Origin of the sequence: Neisseria sp. N95_16 (genome assembly GCF_002551535.2) — a bacterium.
In the GTDB taxonomy this organism is placed as follows: Bacteria; Pseudomonadota; Gammaproteobacteria; order Burkholderiales; family Neisseriaceae; genus Neisseria; species Neisseria brasiliensis.
In genome coordinates this window covers 1-15,851 of the sequence record NZ_PDBT02000027.1, presented here as the reverse complement: position 1 = coordinate 15,851, position 15,851 = coordinate 1, and the positions used below count along the sequence as shown (strand labels likewise).

Annotated in this window: 19 protein-coding genes, 2 tRNA genes, 1 pseudogene and 1 riboswitch; of the genes and pseudogenes, 17 read left to right on the top strand and 5 right to left on the bottom strand. The window is 44.0% G+C overall.

Features of this window, described 5'->3' with window-relative positions:
• Positions 1–36: 36 nt before the first annotated feature.
• From CRG49_RS06020 to CRG49_RS13125, 10 genes are all read left to right on the top strand, one after another.
• Entirely contained in the window at positions 37–1,497 is a 1,461-nt protein-coding gene (locus CRG49_RS06020) for a 23S rRNA methyltransferase (protein WP_095503246.1), read from the top strand.
• Between the two features lie 18 nt (positions 1,498–1,515).
• Positions 1,516–2,610, top strand: a complete 1,095-nt coding sequence (locus CRG49_RS06015; protein ID WP_095503245.1) for a response regulator — start codon at positions 1,516–1,518, stop codon at positions 2,608–2,610.
• 16 nt (positions 2,611–2,626) lie between these two features.
• The gene (locus CRG49_RS06010) at positions 2,627–3,163 is read left to right on the top strand and encodes an ATP/GTP-binding protein (protein ID WP_095503244.1); all 537 of its coding nucleotides are present in this window, start codon (positions 2,627–2,629) and stop codon (positions 3,161–3,163) included.
• A gap of 1 nt (position 3,164) precedes the next feature.
• Complete coding sequence (locus tag CRG49_RS06005) at positions 3,165–3,806, top strand: peptidase M23 (RefSeq protein WP_095503243.1); 642 nt, start codon at positions 3,165–3,167, stop codon at positions 3,804–3,806.
• 43 nt (positions 3,807–3,849) lie between these two features.
• Positions 3,850–4,209: a roadblock/LC7 domain-containing protein gene (locus CRG49_RS06000; RefSeq protein WP_095503242.1), complete on the top strand. Its 360-nt coding sequence runs from the start codon at positions 3,850–3,852 to the stop codon at positions 4,207–4,209.
• A 79-nt stretch (positions 4,210–4,288) separates the two neighbouring features.
• A tRNA-Asn gene (locus CRG49_RS05995) sits at positions 4,289–4,364 on the top strand.
• A gap of 181 nt (positions 4,365–4,545) precedes the next feature.
• Entirely contained in the window at positions 4,546–5,337 is a 792-nt protein-coding gene (locus CRG49_RS05990) for a fimb protein (protein WP_095503241.1), read from the top strand.
• A gap of 478 nt (positions 5,338–5,815) precedes the next feature.
• Complete coding sequence (locus CRG49_RS13760) at positions 5,816–6,457, top strand: pilin (RefSeq protein ID WP_304528866.1); 642 nt, start codon at positions 5,816–5,818, stop codon at positions 6,455–6,457.
• Between the two features lie 80 nt (positions 6,458–6,537).
• Positions 6,538–6,792 carry a prepilin-type N-terminal cleavage/methylation domain-containing protein gene (locus tag CRG49_RS13755; protein WP_095503240.1) on the top strand — a complete coding sequence of 85 codons (255 nt, stop codon included), beginning with the start codon at positions 6,538–6,540 and terminating at the stop codon, positions 6,790–6,792.
• A complete protein-coding gene (locus CRG49_RS13125; protein ID WP_157807898.1) occupies positions 6,755–7,036 on the top strand; it encodes a pilin in 282 nt (93 codons plus the stop codon). The genes CRG49_RS13755 and CRG49_RS13125 overlap by 38 nt, the downstream gene beginning before the upstream one ends.
• Positions 7,037–7,200: 164 nt before the next feature.
• Here CRG49_RS13125 and ubiM read toward each other — a convergent pair whose 3' ends face one another.
• The 3 genes from ubiM to rplU form a co-directional block, all read right to left on the bottom strand.
• Positions 7,201–8,385, bottom strand: a complete 1,185-nt coding sequence (ubiM, locus tag CRG49_RS05975) for a 5-demethoxyubiquinol-8 5-hydroxylase UbiM (RefSeq protein ID WP_095503239.1) — start codon at positions 8,383–8,385, stop codon at positions 7,201–7,203.
• A gap of 461 nt (positions 8,386–8,846) precedes the next feature.
• Positions 8,847–9,119, bottom strand: coding sequence for a 50S ribosomal protein L27 (gene rpmA / locus CRG49_RS05970; protein WP_095503238.1), 273 nt, complete (start codon positions 9,117–9,119; stop codon positions 8,847–8,849).
• Positions 9,120–9,146: 27 nt separating this feature from the next.
• Positions 9,147–9,455, bottom strand: coding sequence for a 50S ribosomal protein L21 (gene rplU, locus CRG49_RS05965; protein WP_095503237.1), 309 nt, complete (start codon positions 9,453–9,455; stop codon positions 9,147–9,149).
• 215 nt (positions 9,456–9,670) lie between these two features.
• On the opposite strand from rplU, the gene ispB reads away from it, so the two are divergent.
• The 3 genes from ispB to CRG49_RS05950 all read left to right on the top strand — a co-directional run bounded on the left by ispB (position 9,671) and on the right by CRG49_RS05950 (position 11,183).
• Positions 9,671–10,645 (top strand): octaprenyl diphosphate synthase, encoded by a 975-nt coding sequence (gene ispB, locus CRG49_RS05960; protein ID WP_095503247.1) that lies wholly within the window; start codon positions 9,671–9,673, stop codon positions 10,643–10,645.
• A 12-nt stretch (positions 10,646–10,657) separates the two neighbouring features.
• A complete protein-coding gene (locus CRG49_RS05955) occupies positions 10,658–11,104 on the top strand; it encodes a DUF441 domain-containing protein (RefSeq protein WP_095503236.1) in 447 nt (148 codons plus the stop codon).
• A 4-nt stretch (positions 11,105–11,108) separates the two neighbouring features.
• Positions 11,109–11,183, top strand: a tRNA-Arg gene (locus CRG49_RS05950).
• Positions 11,184–11,276: 93 nt separating this feature from the next.
• Here CRG49_RS05950 and CRG49_RS05945 read toward each other — a convergent pair.
• Entirely contained in the window at positions 11,277–11,960 is a 684-nt protein-coding gene (locus CRG49_RS05945) for a 7-cyano-7-deazaguanine/7-aminomethyl-7-deazaguanine transporter (RefSeq protein WP_095503235.1), read from the bottom strand.
• An 84-nt stretch (positions 11,961–12,044) separates the two neighbouring features.
• A complete protein-coding gene (queF, locus tag CRG49_RS05940; RefSeq protein ID WP_095503234.1) occupies positions 12,045–12,518 on the bottom strand; it encodes a preQ(1) synthase in 474 nt (157 codons plus the stop codon).
• A 5-nt stretch (positions 12,519–12,523) separates the two neighbouring features.
• A riboswitch (PreQ1 riboswitch) is annotated at positions 12,524–12,568 on the bottom strand.
• 408 nt (positions 12,569–12,976) lie between these two features.
• On the opposite strand from queF, the gene CRG49_RS13515 reads away from it, so the two are divergent.
• The 4 genes and pseudogenes from CRG49_RS13515 to CRG49_RS13840 form a co-directional block, all read left to right on the top strand.
• Complete coding sequence (locus CRG49_RS13515) at positions 12,977–13,228, top strand: hypothetical protein (RefSeq protein ID WP_229436936.1); 252 nt, start codon at positions 12,977–12,979, stop codon at positions 13,226–13,228.
• Positions 13,229–13,231: 3 nt separating this feature from the next.
• The gene (locus CRG49_RS05935; RefSeq protein WP_229436938.1) at positions 13,232–14,089 is read left to right on the top strand and encodes a TolC family protein; all 858 of its coding nucleotides are present in this window, start codon (positions 13,232–13,234) and stop codon (positions 14,087–14,089) included.
• A 270-nt stretch (positions 14,090–14,359) separates the two neighbouring features.
• Positions 14,360–15,566 (top strand): annotated as a pseudogene (locus tag CRG49_RS05930) (efflux RND transporter periplasmic adaptor subunit).
• A gap of 114 nt (positions 15,567–15,680) precedes the next feature.
• The coding region (locus tag CRG49_RS13840; protein WP_157807888.1) for a helix-turn-helix domain-containing protein at positions 15,681–15,851 on the top strand (171 nt) is incomplete at its 3' end.

Here is a 15,851-nt window from a genome sequence, read left to right as displayed (position 1 = left end):
TTGGCAGCGTGATGCGCATTCGTGCATCGTCGGGAGGTGTTCTTGAATTATTCGCTTTTAATCATCTTGCTGGTGCTTTTGTTGCTGGTCTTGTTGTTCGTGCGCTATAAACAAGGCGGTGCGACGGCAAAAAAACCGAGCAAAGCGGCCAAAGCATCAAGACAAAATAATCATCAAAATCAGGCTGACGAAGCTTCTGATGGTGCAGATTGGATGGATAAAGTCAATCAATCTGTTTCCAATACCGACAACCAAGATTGGGAGTGGGGCACAGAAGGCGGCAGCGGCACATCTACGGCTTCCGTATCCGCTCAGGAAGTCGATCCATTAACCGAATATCAAGTTTATAAGCAATTCGGCTATGAAAGCAAAGCAGCCGAATCTCTTGCCAGCTATCTCAATGGCTTACCTGGTGGCGCACCTGAAAAATTAGTTCATGAATTGGTCGGCTTAAATCTGCGTGTTGGTAATATCGATAAATTAGCCGAAACCTTAGAAAATCACGGTTCTGCTTTGCCTGAAGACAGTTTGGCTGAATATGTGAAGCTGGGTCTGATGGCTGAGCCTACCCATTTGCGTCTGCGCGTTTTGGCAGAGAGCAAACTGGGCTGGAACATGCAGGAAGTGGCTCGTCAAATCGGTGAAAACAACGGTCTGGATGAAAATATCGTCACCAATCCTGTTCTTACCATCGATTCTGCCAATCCACAAGCTGCTAATGGCTTTTCTAAACGTGCGCCAATTGTTTTGGGTAAAAAAGAATTCAGCGATATTACCCCTGAAGAGTTGAGCGCAGTCATCGGCTTTGTGAAACCGGAGCAAAGTGCCAAGATTCTGAAAGATAAAGTGAATTATGAAACGGCGGTAGAGCAGTACAACCGCGCGATTCATCACTCTGCCAAACCTGCAAGCCTGATTATTGATGCCTTGAAACTGGATTATCAAAACGAAGAAGTCGGTCAGTTTGCCAAGCACTTGTGGAAGCTTTATTACTCTTTGGGTCAGTATGGTCGCCAAGTTAAAGAGCGTATGTTGGGCTGGGGCTACAGCTTAGGCTACCATGAGCTTTTCGATGATTTGGAACGCAGCCCGAGCGAGCAGCAAGTGCTCGAAATCGGCTTATCACGTGGTTATTTGCAACCAACTGCCTTGCAAATGAAAGCCAAATACCGCGACTTGGTACAAAAAGATTCTTCTATCATCAGCGCAAATAATTCACCTGCCGACGAGGCATTGAAAGAAGTGGAATCTTTGCTGATGTATGGTCAGCTGGATCAAGCGATTGGTACCTTGGAGCAGGCTGTATTGCAATATCCGCAAGAATCACAGCTTTACGTTATGTTGTTTGATCTTTATGAGCGTGCTGAAGATTGGGCGCGTTTGGAACAATTCTTACGTTTATTGCGCGAACGCGTCGTCAGCTTGCCGGAAGAAGTCGTTTTGGCCATGAGCTGCTTGTTGCAACGTGTCAACCAACATTCTAATAAAATAAAATAACCCAAGAGAGTACCAATAATGGACAATCTGTTACCTAAGATTAAAACCATACGGATCATGCTGCAAGAAGTGGGTGAGCAGCAAGAGGCCGTATTCCGTATGGCTTTTAAAATGCACAATACGACGAATTACGAAATTGTCACGCCTGAATCAGCCGATAAACCGGATTTGATTTTGGTGGATACCGACTCACAACAAGGGATGGAAGCATGGAAGGCAGCAACAGCAGCCTATCCTGAAACACCGGTAGCCATGTTCTCTTCATCAGAACCGACCGTTACCACACCTTATCTGCCGAAACCAATCAAATTTGACACCTTATTCCCTATCTTGCGCAGCTTGGCACAAGGCGGACAGATTTTTACCGTTTCAGACGGCGTAACCTCCAGTCAAGAAGCAGGGCAAATTCAAGCCGATGGTACGCGCAAAGCAACCATTCGCCGTTTCAATCCGCAAAAAGGTTTGCTGGGCGCGTTGAAATTTGCCAGCCAAGGTCATCAAGATATTGCCGTTTTGCATCAAGGCAAACCGGTATTGATCGTGTTCCCCAACATTCAGCGTGTTTTATTAACCATTAATGCCAGCGAATTAGAAAAGCTATGTAAAGATGATAATCTTGCTGTAGTGTGTAAGGCTGTGCCGGATAATCCACAATGGAAAGAAAAGGCTAAAGTTACCATTATGTCGTGTTTGTGGCAAATGGCGATTTGGACTGCGCAAGGCCGTCTGATTTACCCAATGACACCACAAACAGTCTTTACCTTGAAGCACTGGCCGAATTTGACCCGCTTGGCGCATGTGCCTGAATCAATGCGCTTGTCGGCTTTTTTAACCAAAACATCGGTTAACCTGAATATTTTGTATAAAGTCATGCCTTTAGAAATGCCGGATATTTTGAATTATCTGGCAGCGACATCCGTAACAGGTTTCTTGGCAACCGACACCGAATACGCTCAAGCTGCGCCGGCTAATTTGACCGAACGCGTGAATGTCAGCAGCGATGTGCCGGATAGCAAAATGGCTAAAGATGCCGAAAAAGTGGCCGGTCCGTCTGAAGAGCAACCACGTGGCTTGTTGCAGCGCCTGATGCGTAAATTGCTTGGTAAACGATAATAAAAAGGACAAGTCAATGAAAGAAAATAAAATTATCTTTACCGGTCCGGTAGGTGTAGGTAAAACAACAGCTATTTCAGCATTATCCGATGAGCCACCGATTCAAACTGATGCTTCCGCTTCTGACATGACTTTGGTGCGCAAAGGCTACACCACTGTTGCCATGGATTATGGTGTGATTCATTTGGATGAAGAAACCAAAGTGCATTTATATGGCACACCGGGTCAAGAGCGTTTCAATTTCATGTGGGAAATCTTAAGCCAAAGCAGTATGGGCTTGGTGTTGTTGTTGGATAATACGCGTAGTAATCCATTAAAAGATTTGCAGTTTTTCTTGGAAGCCTTCCGTGAATTATTGAAAACCGCTCCTTTAGTGGTTGGTGTGACCAAAATGGATATCCGTTCCCTGCCGGGTGTGGATGTATATCAAAAATACTTGGCTCAAAATAATTTTAATGTACCGGTTTTTGAGATTGATGCCCGTCGCGAAGACGATGTAAAACAGTTGGTGACCGCGATGTTATTCTCAATTGATCCGGGTTTAGAGGTATAAGATGGAATCGACACTCTCTTTACAGTCAAATTTGTACCCAAAAATTACACCGGCAGGTGCTTACTATGCCGTTTCGAATGAAACCCCGAGCGCCAGTCGCACATTGCTCTACGGTTTATTGCGGGCAGAGCCTACCGAAACCATCAGCAGCCAAAGAGTGTTGGCTTGGGCCGATACCAGCGACATCAACACGGCATTGAATCTGCTGTATCGTTTGCAACGCTTAGAGTTCTTATATGGCGACGAGCAAATGAGTACGGATGATGTGAATTTAACTGATGAGCAATTGCCGCAAGTATTAGAGCAGTTATCCAGTTCAGGTAAAGCATTGTTGGCTGATGAAAACGGCCTGTATTTTGCGAATGCCGGTTTCCATCACGAAGCTGCTGAAGAATTAGGCTTATTGGCCAGCGAAGTGGCCAAAATGGAAGACAATCACCGCCTATTGATTCGCAACAACCTGCACATCAACAACAGCGCATGGGGCATCTGCGATCCATCAGGTCAAAGCGAATTGACTTTCTTCCCACTTTATATCGGACAAACCAAACTGATTTTGGTCATCGGTGGTATGCCTGATTTAAATAAAGAAGCCTTTGTCACCATGGTTAAAGTGTTATATCACCGTTACGGCAGTCACTAATCCGACTTGATATAACCCACTATATTTTGAATGGAATAAAAATATGCAACAATTATTAATCTCCGTATTGAGCGACTTGAATAACACCTCTACCGATATCGTCGCTTCTGCCGTGATTTCTCCGGATGGCTTGCCGATTGCAACGCTGTTGCCAAATCACTTAAATGCCGACCGTGTCGGTGCGATGTCGGCCACATTGTTGGCGTTGGGCAACCGTTCTGTACAAGAATTAGCGTGCGGTGAGCTTGACCAAGTCATGGTCAAAGGTAAAAATGGCTATATTTTGTTGAGCCAAGCAGGTGATAATGCCGTATTGGCTTTGATGGCCAAAGAAAGCGGAAAATTAGGCTTGATTTTGCTGGATGCCAAACGCGCTGCCAAACATATTGCTGAAATTTTGTGATGTAGAAACATTGGATTATCACAAAAGTAAAATAATCTGTTGACAGATTAATTATTATTCAATATAATCCATTTCTTATTCCCTGATAGCTCAGTCGGTAGAGCGACGGACTGTTAATCCGCAGGTCCCTGGTTCGAGCCCAGGTCGGGGAGCCAAATTTAAAAAGACCACCGTATAGGTGGTCTTTTTTTATGAATAAATTTTGTGTATTGGTGCAGTAGGATATCAGGTATTCATGCATCAGTTGAAAATAAGCAACGAAATAGATAATATGCCGTCTGAAAATAATTTTCCAATTTTGATAAAACAACACTTACTTAAAACACATTATATTCAATGATAACCGACACAACTCCCCCGACATCCCGATTTAAATTTGCACTTAAAAATGCAGCTTGGCACTTATTAATCAGCCTTTTTGTCGCAGGTGCTGCAGCGCTATTGGTTTTTAAAATCTGGTATCCGCACCCCTATGCGGAGTTAACCGGAGGTTTGGCGTTATATAAATTAGTTGTGATGGTTGATGTGATATGCGGTCCATTATTAACCTTGGTATTGGTCAGTCCCAAGAAATCCACGAAAGAACGCATAATAGATTTTAGTTTAATTGGTGCGATCCAATTGGCAGCATTATTGTATGGGCTTTACAGTGTGTCTCAAGCGCGTCCGGTAATCGCTGCATTTGAGCAAGACAGAATCATGGTGGTTACCGCTGCTGAAATTGATTATGAGCAACTATCCAATGCGCCGGAAGGTTTGCAGCAACTATCATGGTTTGGCGTAAAGCGCGTGGGATTGCGTGAGCCTGTAAATGTAGAAGAAGCCAATCAAAGCTTATCCATGTCTTTGCAGGGGATTGAGCCAAGTATGCGGCCAAATTGGTGGATTGAAGATAATGAGCAAGAGCGTGCCAAAATTCGCGCCAAAATGAAACCTTTATCGGTATTGGCGCAAGCGCGAGGCTTAGGCGAAGCAGAAATTCTTTCGAGCGCATCAGTAAAATCTGACAAGCAGCTTTATTACTTACCCTTTACCAGTAGTTTCAATAAAGATTGGATTGTTTTGCTTGACCAACATGCAGATTTTGTGGCCTATGCACCTATAGACGGCTTTATCGTTAGCCATTAATTTATGCAAATATATTATTCTATAGTCATGTTAAATATTTATTCAATATTTAACTAAATAAATTCTTTACTAAGCCAAAGTTAGCGTAAACGCCTAATTTTGGCTTAATTGTTTTTTACCTATAAATAAACATATTAAAAACAGTGGTATAAAATTCAATATTTATTGTCATATCGCGTTTATCTCGGATTATGATTATAACCGTCCATCTTAATATTTAATATATTATTAATGTTGGTTGAAAAGTGGCAAAAAACGGCACATGACAAAAAATGACCAAAATAAATATGACGAATATCGACGAAAACTGACAAAAAATGTCATATTGAAATTTTTCAACTCAGCTTTAAGCACGGATATTTTAGGCCGTATGAAATATAGTATATGATAAATTGTAATATAAAACAATATATTATAATAGTAAATTAGAAAATTTCAAGATTTCTTAAAAATTGGCACGTCTGTTGCTTGATATAAAATGTCCGGCAAAGTTGAAGCGCAACGGATACTGAGTCGGAAGCTGTATATTCCTTCTTCTTTATGGTTTTACTCATACGCAGTAAACAAGTGCCAAGCGCATTACGGATTTTTAAAATATAATACACAACCTATTATTCACAAATTTTTAACTGGAGTTAATGAAATGAAAGCAATCCAAAAAGGTTTCACCCTGATCGAGTTGATGATCGTTGTAGCAATTATCGGTATTTTAGCAGCTATTGCGTTGCCTATGTACCAAAACTACATTGCTCGTTCACAAGTTGCACGTGTAATGGGCGAATCTGGTAATTTAAAAACGGTTGCTGAAACTTGCGTTTTGGATGGTAAATTGACTGTTGGCACTGCTGCTGGTGGCTGTAAAATTGGTGCGACTGGATCTAACTTGTTAACTGGTGCTGCGCAAAGTGGTGAAAACTTAGCAACTGGTACTGGTGTGCCTCAAGTAAAATTGGATAGAACAGGTGCTGCAACTATTACAGCTACATTTGGTAATAATGCTGCAGCTGATTTGAAGACTAAAACTTTGACTTGGACGCGTTCAGTAGATGGCACTTGGATTTGTACTACAACCGCTGCTGAAAAATATGTACCATCAGGTTGTGCTGCAAAAAAATCTTAATCATTGTTGTAATCTTAAAAAGCGTATCATAGAAATGTGGTACGCTTTTATAATTATAAGTAGGCAAATAGGTTGCGGAGATGTATAAAAAACATATAGTAGGTGGGTTTACATTAGTTGAATTGATGGTTGTGTTGGTTATCGTAGGGGTGTTATCAGCATTTGCGCTACCAATTTATCAAAATTATGTTGGAAAAGCTCAATTAGCGCGTATTGTGTATGAATTATCAAGTACTAAAGCATCTATTGAGACCATTTTATCTCATGGTGGTTTTCCTACTGTAGATGCTGCGCAAAATGGCACTCCATACTCTGATCATGGAGGTATTTTATGAGTACATAGGAATTCAAGGTGATAATCCTGTATCTAACATTATTAGTTTAGCTACTATTAAATCTGCTGATGGCAGTTTTGGCGGAATTGAGGCAGTTGTTGGTGGGGGTGTTAGTGCGATATTAACAGGTACAACAATTGAATTATTACGCAATCCTTCGGGACTTTGGAGCTGTGAAATTAGAATCTTAAATAAAGTTGATAAAAGTGATTTTAGTATTAGTGGCTGCAAAATTGTTGATTAAGTAACAAATTAGTTGAGATGTTGTTTATAAATAATTTGTGCAATAATTCATGTGATTTTATTTTAAATAAACTAAAATCAATTTAGAGTATCAGACATTCAATGAGATAGAAAAGGCCGTCTGAAAGTTCAGACGGCCTTTGCTATTATTTATAATTCAAATGCCTAACCAGTCAATTGCTTAGTAATCAGTTTCTTAATCGGTGGAAAATTATTGCTGGCGCGCAACACCAAGCCGCGCAGGATTTTGGCCGGGGCGGTTTCGTTGGTGAAAAGTTTCAGCAGCATATTGGTGCCGTGGTAAATCGGGTGGGCGTGCAGCATGTGTTTGCTGTTGTATTTTTCCAGCAGTGTGCTTGAGCCGATGTCTTGGCCGCGTTGCTCGGCTTCTAAAATGAGTTTGGCCAAAATATCGGCGCTGGATAAGCCTAAATTGAAACCATGGGCGGTAACGGGATGCATGCCGACGGCGGCATCGCCAATAAGGGCACTGCGTTTGCCGTAGAAACGTTGGGCAATCATGCCGACCAGCGGATAATTATGGAATGTGCTGACCACTTCCATATCGCCCAAGCGGCCTTTTAATTGGGCTTTGACCATCGCGGCCAATTCTTCATTGCTCAAGGCTTTGATGGAATCGGTTTTATCGGCATCAACGGTGATAACGGTATTGGTGATGTGTTCTTCCAGCGGCAGCAGGGCAATGGTGCGGCCGTAGTGGAAGCATTCGTAGGCGGTGTGGTCGTTGGAAAGGGTGTGTTTCATACGGCCGACAAACATGGTGCGGCTGTAATCGTGCATATCAGATGAAATGCCCAATTGGCGGCGGGTTTGTGAGAAGCGGCTGTCGGCGGCCAAAAGCAGGCGTGCGGTGAGGATGTCGCCGTTTTCAAGGATGACCTGCGCTTCTTGATCGGATACTTTGACGTCTTTGACGTTGGTTTCGGTCAGAATAGTGACGTTGTCGAGTGTGGCGACCACTTCATACGCGGCTTTGCGGATATTGTGGTTGGAAACCAAATAGCCTAAGCAGTCTGCCGGTTCGCCGCGTGCTTGGGTGGGCTGTGGGAAATGGAGTTGATAATCGGATTGGCCGTTTAATACTTTGGCATCGCGTAATGGGTAAATTTCGTCTGCCGGAATACGCTCCCACATGCCTAAGCGTTGCATGATTTCACGGGAAAGGTGAGTGAGCGCGATTTCTCGGCCGTCGTATGGCGGATTTTGCAACACGGCCAGTGGGCTGCGTTCGATAAGGGTTACTTTTAAACCGCTGCCTGCCAGTTCTGCGGCAAAGCTGAGGCCGGCCGGGCCTGCGCCGACGACAAGAATATCGCTGTGTAAGCTCATGGAGGTATCCTTTATTGTAATGGCTGTGGATTATTTTCAGACGGCCTTAAGTGTACTGTGTTTTGGCAGTTGATGGTTAATCCGGAATATTTGATAAATTATAGCAAAATTGCTTATAGAATAAAGCAAAGATTCATTCGGTATGCAAGTTTTTACGTGGGCTTTAATGTATATCAAGTGTGGATTATCAAGGTAGGGGCAGGAATACTTGCTGAGTAAGAAAGCTGGAGACCTTTGCAAAATCCCTATCTTTGGCACATTTCTTCGTTGTGTGCTGCTCGAAAGCTTGCCTATCTTTGTGATATGTCTTCGCTTTCTTCGCTGCTACAACTTTGAACTGTACTCAAATCTAGGGTTTTGCAAAGGTCTCAGAGGGTTAATATAAATTAACGCGGCGGAAGTAGGAAATTAAAGATAAGAAAAAACCGCTTCTGAGTAAGAAGCGGTTTTATTTGAGTGGATTACTCTTCAGAACCGGTGTAAGGGCGAACGCTTACAGTTTTGCGGTTTAACGCGCCTTTGGTTTTGAATTCTACGTAACCGTCAACTTTAGCGAACAAAGTGTGGTCTTTGCCCATGCCTACGTTGTCGCCGGCGTGGAATTTAGTGCCGCGTTGACGAACGATGATAGAGCCTGCCGGAATCAGTTCGCTGCCGAAGGCTTTTACGCCCAAGCGTTTGGCTTCTGAGTCGCGACCGTTGCGGGTGCTACCGCCTGCTTTTTTACTTGCCATGTTGAATACTCCTTAGCTTGTGTTAAATTAGGCGATTGCCACGATTTCAATTTGGGTGAAATTTTGGCGATGGCCTTGGCGTTTTTGGTAGTGTTTGCGACGACGCATTTTGAAAATGCGGACTTTTTCGCCACGACCGTGAGCCACTACTTTAGCTGTTACTTTTGCGCCTTCGATAAAAGGTGCGCCTACTTTTACAGACTCGCCGTCAGCAATCATCAAAACTTCGTTCAGTTCGATTTGGCTGTCGAGTTCGGCTGGTATCTGTTCTACTTTCAATTTTTCGCCAACGGTAACTTTGTATTGTTTACCGCCGGTTTTTACGACCGCGTACATACTCAACTCCATGAGAATTATGGTTAAATCATTCGCACCCCATGTGCGAAACATTGAATTTTATGTGTATTTTGCTGTTTTGTCAAAGTTTATTTCTGTTGTGATGAAAATGCCGTCTGAAAGGTGTGTAAAACGGTCTTTGCTGCTATAATCGCGCGCTGGATATGATATTTTTATGCAACACTTCTTTTAATAATTTTCTAGAAATTCCGGTCATGCTCGAAAATCTGCCTTATTTCCAACGCCATCTGCCTGATGATTTAGCCAAAGTCAATGTTGTGATTAATCAAGCCGTTCAGTCGGATGTGGCGCTGATTTCCCAAATCGGTACCTACATCATCAGCGCCGGCGGCAAGCGACTGCGCCCGATTATCACCATCTTGGCGGGTAAGGCCGTGGGTTATGATGATGAGAGACTGTATTCGCTGGCAGCGATGGTGGAATTTATCCATACCTCAACGCTGCTGCATGACGATGTGGTGGACGAGAGTGATTTGCGCCGTGGCCGTAAAACCGCTAATAATTTGTTTGGCAATGCGGCGGCAGTGTTGGTGGGTGACTTCTTATATACCCGCGCATTTCAATTAATGGTCGGCTCGGGCAGCATGAAGATTTTGGAAGTGATGGCAGACGCAACCAACATTATTGCTGAAGGCGAAGTGATGCAGCTAATGAATATCGGCAACACTGATATTACGGAAGCCGAATATGTGCAGGTGATTCAATACAAAACGGCCAAGCTGTTTGAGGCAGCGGCGCAAGTTGGTGCGATTTTGGGTCAAGCCACGCCGGAGCAAGAGCAGGCGTTGAAAGATTACGGTATGTATGTCGGCACGGCGTTCCAGATTATTGATGATGTGTTGGATTATTCGGGTGAAACCGAAGAAATCGGCAAAAACGTTGGCGATGATTTGGCTGAAGGTAAACCGACTTTACCGCTGATTTATCTGATGCGTAATGGTTCGGAGCAAGCGGCGAACGATGTGCGCCATGCTTTGGAAAATGCCGACCGCAGCTATTTTGAGAAAATCCATCATCATGTGGTCAATTCGGATGCTTTGCCTTACTCAGTAAGCGAAGCACGTAAGGCAGTTGAAAAAGCGATTGCGTGTTTGGATGTTTTGCCGCAAAGCGAAATTACCGAAGCCATGCGTCAGCTTGCTGAAGAGTCATTGGCACGTGTGTCTTAAAAAGAGCGTGACATGAATTTCAGTTTTATTCCGCTTTTTTTGGTGGCACTGATTTTGCTGGGCGTGTTGAGCAACAATAATTCGATTACGATTTCTGCGATTGTCTTATTGTTGATGCAACAAACCGCCTTGGCAAAATACATTCCCTTAGCGGAGAAATACGGCTTGAGCGTCGGCATTATTTTTCTGACCATCGGCGTTTTAAGTCCTTTGGTTTCGGGTAAAGTGCAGCTGCCTAACCTTGCGGCCTTTCTAAATTTTAAAATGTTGGCTGCAGTTGCTGTCGGTATTTTTGTGGCGTGGATTGCCGGACATGGCGTGCCTTTGATGAGCAGCCAACCAATTTTAGTAACCGGTTTGTTAATCGGCACCATCGCCGGCGTGGCTTTTTTTGGCGGTATCCCCGTTGGGCCGCTGATTGCCGCAGGGATATTGTCATTTATTGCCGGAAAAGTTTAGTGCGCTCGCCATAGTTCAACGGATAGAACGTATGCCTCCTAAGCGTAAAATACAGGTTCGATTCCTGTTGGCGAGGCCAATTATATCAATGCCGTCTGAAAAGTTTCAGACGGCATTGTTGTTTATGTTTAAAAGTAAAAGAGGCCGTCTGAAACGTTCAGACGGCCTAACTTTATTCTTGTGCCACCAGTGTAGCGGAGCTATCGGCATGGTTTGCTTGCAAGGTGGTGAGTTTCTTGGTGAGGAAGTTCAGAATTACGCCATAAGCAGGCAGGAAAAACAGGGTGCAGATGGCGAGTTTGAATAAGTAATCAATAAAGGCGATGCCCGGCCAATGCTGTGCCATAAAGGCATCGCTGCTGGCATAAAAGGCGACGCCGAAGAAAACCAATGTATCTAAGGCATTGCCGATTAAGGTTGATGCAGTTGGTGCAGCCCACCATGATTTCAGACGGCGTAAGCGGTTGAATACAAAAATATCCATCATTTGACCGAGCGCATAGGCGGCAAAGCTGGCAAGGGCGATTCGGCCGACGAAGGTGTCGAATGTGGCCAACGATGCCCAGCCTGTCCAACTGCCTTGGCTGAATAAAACGGAAAATACATAAGAGAGCAATAAGGCAGGGAACATCACGCGGAAAATAATCCGGCGGGCTAGGTGTGAGCCGAAAATGCGTACGGTCAGGTCGGTGGCTAAGAAGATAAACGGAAAGCTAAGCGCACCCCAAGTGGAATGCACGCCAAAAATTTCAAAAGGGAACTGCACCAGATAATTGCTGGAAGCGATGATGAGAATATGGAATAAAACGAGCCAAAACAGGGCTTTTTTCTGTTGTGCTTGGGTAAATTGATACATGAGCTTCTTTCGGAAACGGCTTTCAGACGGCCTGTTTGCATGATGAGGCCGTCTGAAAAGGATATGGGATCTTTTAAAATGGGTTTAGTGTGCGTCGTGTTCAAACAGGCGTTTGCGCGCCAAGTTTTCAAACTCGGTGTCGGCTTTGCCGTAGTTGGCAAAAGGATGAATGGCAATGCCGCCGCGTGGGGTGAAATCGCCATAAACTTCGATGTATTTCGGATCCATTAGTGCAATCAGGTCTTTCATGATGGTGTTGACACAGTCTTCATGAAAATCGCCGTGGTTGCGGAAGCTGAATAAATAGAGTTTCAGTGATTTGCTTTCCACCATTTTGATGTGCGGAATATAGCGGATATAGATGGTAGCGAAATCCGGCTGGCCGGTCATTGGGCACAGGCTGGTAAATTCCGGACAGATGAATTTGACGAAATAATCGTTACCGGGATGCTTGTTGTCGAATGCTTCCAAGATGTTGGGATCGTATTCGGTGGGGTATTGGGTGTGTTGGTTACCCAATAGGGAAATACCGTTTAGCTCTTCGGTGTTGCGGGACATTTTTGATTTCCTTAGTTTTTTAATGTGGGAGGTTTTCGAACCACGTAACCTTTAATTTTAATATAAAAATTTGTTTCTGTGTGGGGGTTTAATTTCAAGTTGGCAGGGAAGAATGATGAAATAGTGTCACGTTGAATGAACTAATATACGGATTGTGCTTCTAAACTAGAGTATTTATATGACAATTATATTTCTTAAGAGATAGTGTATTTATGTAATAATCATGCATTTAAAATAAGATTATCGGTTATTATTGCGGTTAATCAGATGTAATTATGCATAATGCAACCCGTTTGTAATTTGGGTAAACCGATTATCAGATTTTCATTAGAAAAATAATCAGCTGAATTAATATAGTGTTGAAAAGTAAGTATCTGGTATATTAAGGTAAATGAATATGTCATTATTCATTCTGCTTTATTCAAAACAAATTAGCCATCTGAATAAGAGAGCATACAATGAGTTTTTCACAAGTCGAATTAGTTAATGCGTTGCGCTTGTTGTCAGGCCGACTACACGGGGCAAAACAGACAATCAATTGTTGTTGGCCAATTTGGTGGTGCAAGGTAGCTGGACTTTTGATTTCTGGGGTAAAAAACCGTGAGCAATTGACCTCAATTTTAGGCCAGCGTCAGGCTGTGTTATATGAAGCACATCAGGCGCGGATTGCCTTAGCGCATGCGGTAGCGGCGCAATATTTTGCTTGGTAGGCCTTGGCGGAACAGCAGGCGTTGATTGAGCAGCGTATGGCTTTATCCGACAAAATGTTGCAATTGGTTAAACGTCGGATTGGTGCGAAATTGATGCCGTCTGAATCGGTTTATCCGATTGAAATGGCGCAACAAAAATTGGAGTTGGAAAAGCTGAACTTAGCGCAACAGCAGCTGAAAGTGCGCCACAGCTTGGCTGCATTAACCGGTACCACGCCGATGGGTTTAGCCGTTTCTGCGCCGGAAAAGCTGGCAAATGCACCGGTGTTGCCGGTGGGTAAATTGCATGCCGATTTATTGGCAGTACGTCCGGATGTGGCGGCGCAAAAAGCCCTGTTAAGCGCGCGCCTGCATAAGGTTAAATCAACTGAAGCTGAGTTTTATCCGAATATTGAATTGAAAGTATTGGCCGGTTTAGGTCATATTGATGCGTTTAATGTGGTGCGGAACAAAGCCTCTGGTATGTTAGGCGTCGTGCCGGCGCTGAATCTGCCGATTTTCACTTCCGGTGCCTTGCAATCCCGTTTGGCTGGTAAGCGCGCGCAATACAATGAGCAGGTGGCTGTGTATGATCAGGCGGTTTTAAACGCCATGCGCGCATCGGCCGATGCCATTGTAGATTATCAAAGTTTGCAAGCGCAAAAGCCGGTATGGGAGAGAATGCTGAAAACCTCGGAGAAATCAGTACGCGCAGCGCAAGGGCGTGTGAAAGCAGGTTTGGAAAATGGTTTGTCGGTGTTGAAGCAGCAGGATGAGGCTGTTCAATTAAGAATGAATCAGGCTCAGCAACAGGCGCAATTGTTGACGGCATGGAGTAATGTGCATATGCAATTGGGTGGCGGCTTTAGAAGCAGTAAATAAATGTATCAGTTTCAAGTGTTCAGACGGCTTTAAAAAGGCCGTCTGAATTTTTATTCTTAAAAACAGAGTAGTAAAAGAATTATAGGTTTGTATTGAAAGAATGTTTGAAGATAACCAATACAAAAAGTAACTTGATTGAGTATGGCGCCAGATTATAAAATACTGAACCTATTTGGCTTATTTAATATCATTTAAATCAAATCATAAGCAATTGCTATTTAACATAAATATAAATAGTTCGCGTTTTTGACATCGGGATTAAGTACACTCATGGATCACCAGCAAGACAATAGTCAAACGCCAAATCCACCTCCTGCGCAACCTATCTCGAACACGCATGACCATCGGACACGCAATCTGACGATTATTACCTTATTTTTTATTGTGTTGGCCCTGGGTGCGGCGTTGGTGTATTTCTTGATGCTGCAAAAAGAGGAGGCTACAGACGAGGCTTATGTCGCCGGCCATTTGGTGCAGATTACCCCGCAGGTGAATGGTACCGTGCGTAAGGTGATGGTTGATGATACCGATGTGGTCAAAAAAGGCGATGTACTGGTTTCCTTGGATGACACCGATTTCCAATTGGCTTATGATCGTGCACAAAATGAATTGATTCAAGCGATTCGTCAAAACAAGCAGCAAACGGCAAGCAATTCGCAAGTGCAGGCAGAAGTTTTGTTGCGTAAGGCTGAATTAGCCAAAGCTCAGTCGGATTTAGGCCGACGCGAGGCATTGGCGGGAACGGATGCCATTTCAGGAGAAGAATTGAGTCACGCACGGGCGGCTGTGGTTCAGGCGCAAGCGGCATTAAAGGCGGTAGAAGCACAAGAAGCGGCTGCTCAAGCGGCTTTGGGAAATAATATTCCATTGCGTCAACAACCGGCGGTTCAGACGGCTGTCAGCCATATTAAAGATGCTTGGCTGAATCTGCAGCGTACACAAATCCGTTCTCCTATGGCCGGACAAATTGCTAAACGGAGCATTCAAGTGGGGGGGGCAGCGTATTCAACAAGGTGCAGCATTAATGGCGGTGGTGCCGTTACACAATTTGTGGGTCGATGCAAATTTTAAAGAATCGCAATTGCGTAAGATGAAAATCGGCCAGCCGGTGCAAATGGTGACCGATTTGTATGGTGATAAAGTTGTCTATCATGGGAAAGTAATGGGCTTGTCTGCAGGGACAGGCAACGCATTTGCATTACAACCTACTCAAAATTCAGCCGATAGTTGGACTAAAGTGGCACAACGTGTGCCGGTTCGAATCAGTTTAGATGAAAAAGAATTGGCGGCTAATCCATTACGAGTCGGCTTATCGATGACGGTAACAGTAGACATTTCTTCTGCGGGGACCGGTAAAAATATGGCAGCGACTGCGGAGCGAAACACAACTTTGCCGGAAGCAGATAGTATAGATTGGGCTGCTGCAGATGCTTTGATTGAGCAGATTTTTGAAAAATATGCGAAGTGGTATTTATAGAGGCCGTCTGAATATTCAGACGGCCTTACATTCGCCTAACAAGTGCAATTTCCAATAACAGAAAAGGCCAGTATGCGGTAGTATACTGCCTTTCCTGACAAGAAAGATTGCAATATGGCCTACACACAACTGACCTCACACCAAAGATACTACATTTCCAGACATTACCGCAACCTACCCCTAAACCAAATCGCACAGAACATCGGTTGTCATCCCGCCACCGTCAGTCGGGAAATCAGACGGCATTCCGTCAACGGAACCTACTGTTACCGAAAAGCACAACAG

Bases quoted from the DNA above. Each gene is read 5' to 3' on its own strand.
- CRG49_RS05945 (WP_095503235.1), bottom strand. From the start codon at position 11,960: ATGTATCAATTTACCCAAGCACAACAGAAAAAAGCCCTGTTTTGGCTC.
- rplU (WP_095503237.1), bottom strand. From the start codon at position 9,455: ATGTACGCGGTCGTAAAAACCGGCGGTAAACAATACAAAGTTACCGTT.
- CRG49_RS13755 (WP_095503240.1), top strand. From the start codon at position 6,538: ATGTATAAAAAACATATAGTAGGTGGGTTTACATTAGTTGAATTGATG.
- CRG49_RS05990 (WP_095503241.1), top strand. From the start codon at position 4,546: ATGATAACCGACACAACTCCCCCGACATCCCGATTTAAATTTGCACTT.
- CRG49_RS06010 (WP_095503244.1), top strand. From the start codon at position 2,627: ATGAAAGAAAATAAAATTATCTTTACCGGTCCGGTAGGTGTAGGTAAA.
- queF (WP_095503234.1), bottom strand. From the start codon at position 12,518: ATGTCCCGCAACACCGAAGAGCTAAACGGTATTTCCCTATTGGGTAAC.
- CRG49_RS06015 (WP_095503245.1), top strand. From the start codon at position 1,516: ATGGACAATCTGTTACCTAAGATTAAAACCATACGGATCATGCTGCAA.
- CRG49_RS06005 (WP_095503243.1), top strand. From the start codon at position 3,165: ATGGAATCGACACTCTCTTTACAGTCAAATTTGTACCCAAAAATTACA.
- ubiM (WP_095503239.1), bottom strand. From the start codon at position 8,385: ATGAGCTTACACAGCGATATTCTTGTCGTCGGCGCAGGCCCGGCCGGC.
- CRG49_RS05955 (WP_095503236.1), top strand. From the start codon at position 10,658: ATGAATTTCAGTTTTATTCCGCTTTTTTTGGTGGCACTGATTTTGCTG.
- CRG49_RS13125 (WP_157807898.1), top strand. From the start codon at position 6,755: ATGGCACTCCATACTCTGATCATGGAGGTATTTTATGAGTACATAGGA.
- ispB (WP_095503247.1), top strand. From the start codon at position 9,671: ATGCTCGAAAATCTGCCTTATTTCCAACGCCATCTGCCTGATGATTTA.
- CRG49_RS13515 (WP_229436936.1), top strand. From the start codon at position 12,977: ATGAGTTTTTCACAAGTCGAATTAGTTAATGCGTTGCGCTTGTTGTCA.
- rpmA (WP_095503238.1), bottom strand. From the start codon at position 9,119: ATGGCAAGTAAAAAAGCAGGCGGTAGCACCCGCAACGGTCGCGACTCA.
- CRG49_RS06000 (WP_095503242.1), top strand. From the start codon at position 3,850: ATGCAACAATTATTAATCTCCGTATTGAGCGACTTGAATAACACCTCT.
- CRG49_RS13760 (WP_304528866.1), top strand. From the start codon at position 5,816: ATGTCCGGCAAAGTTGAAGCGCAACGGATACTGAGTCGGAAGCTGTAT.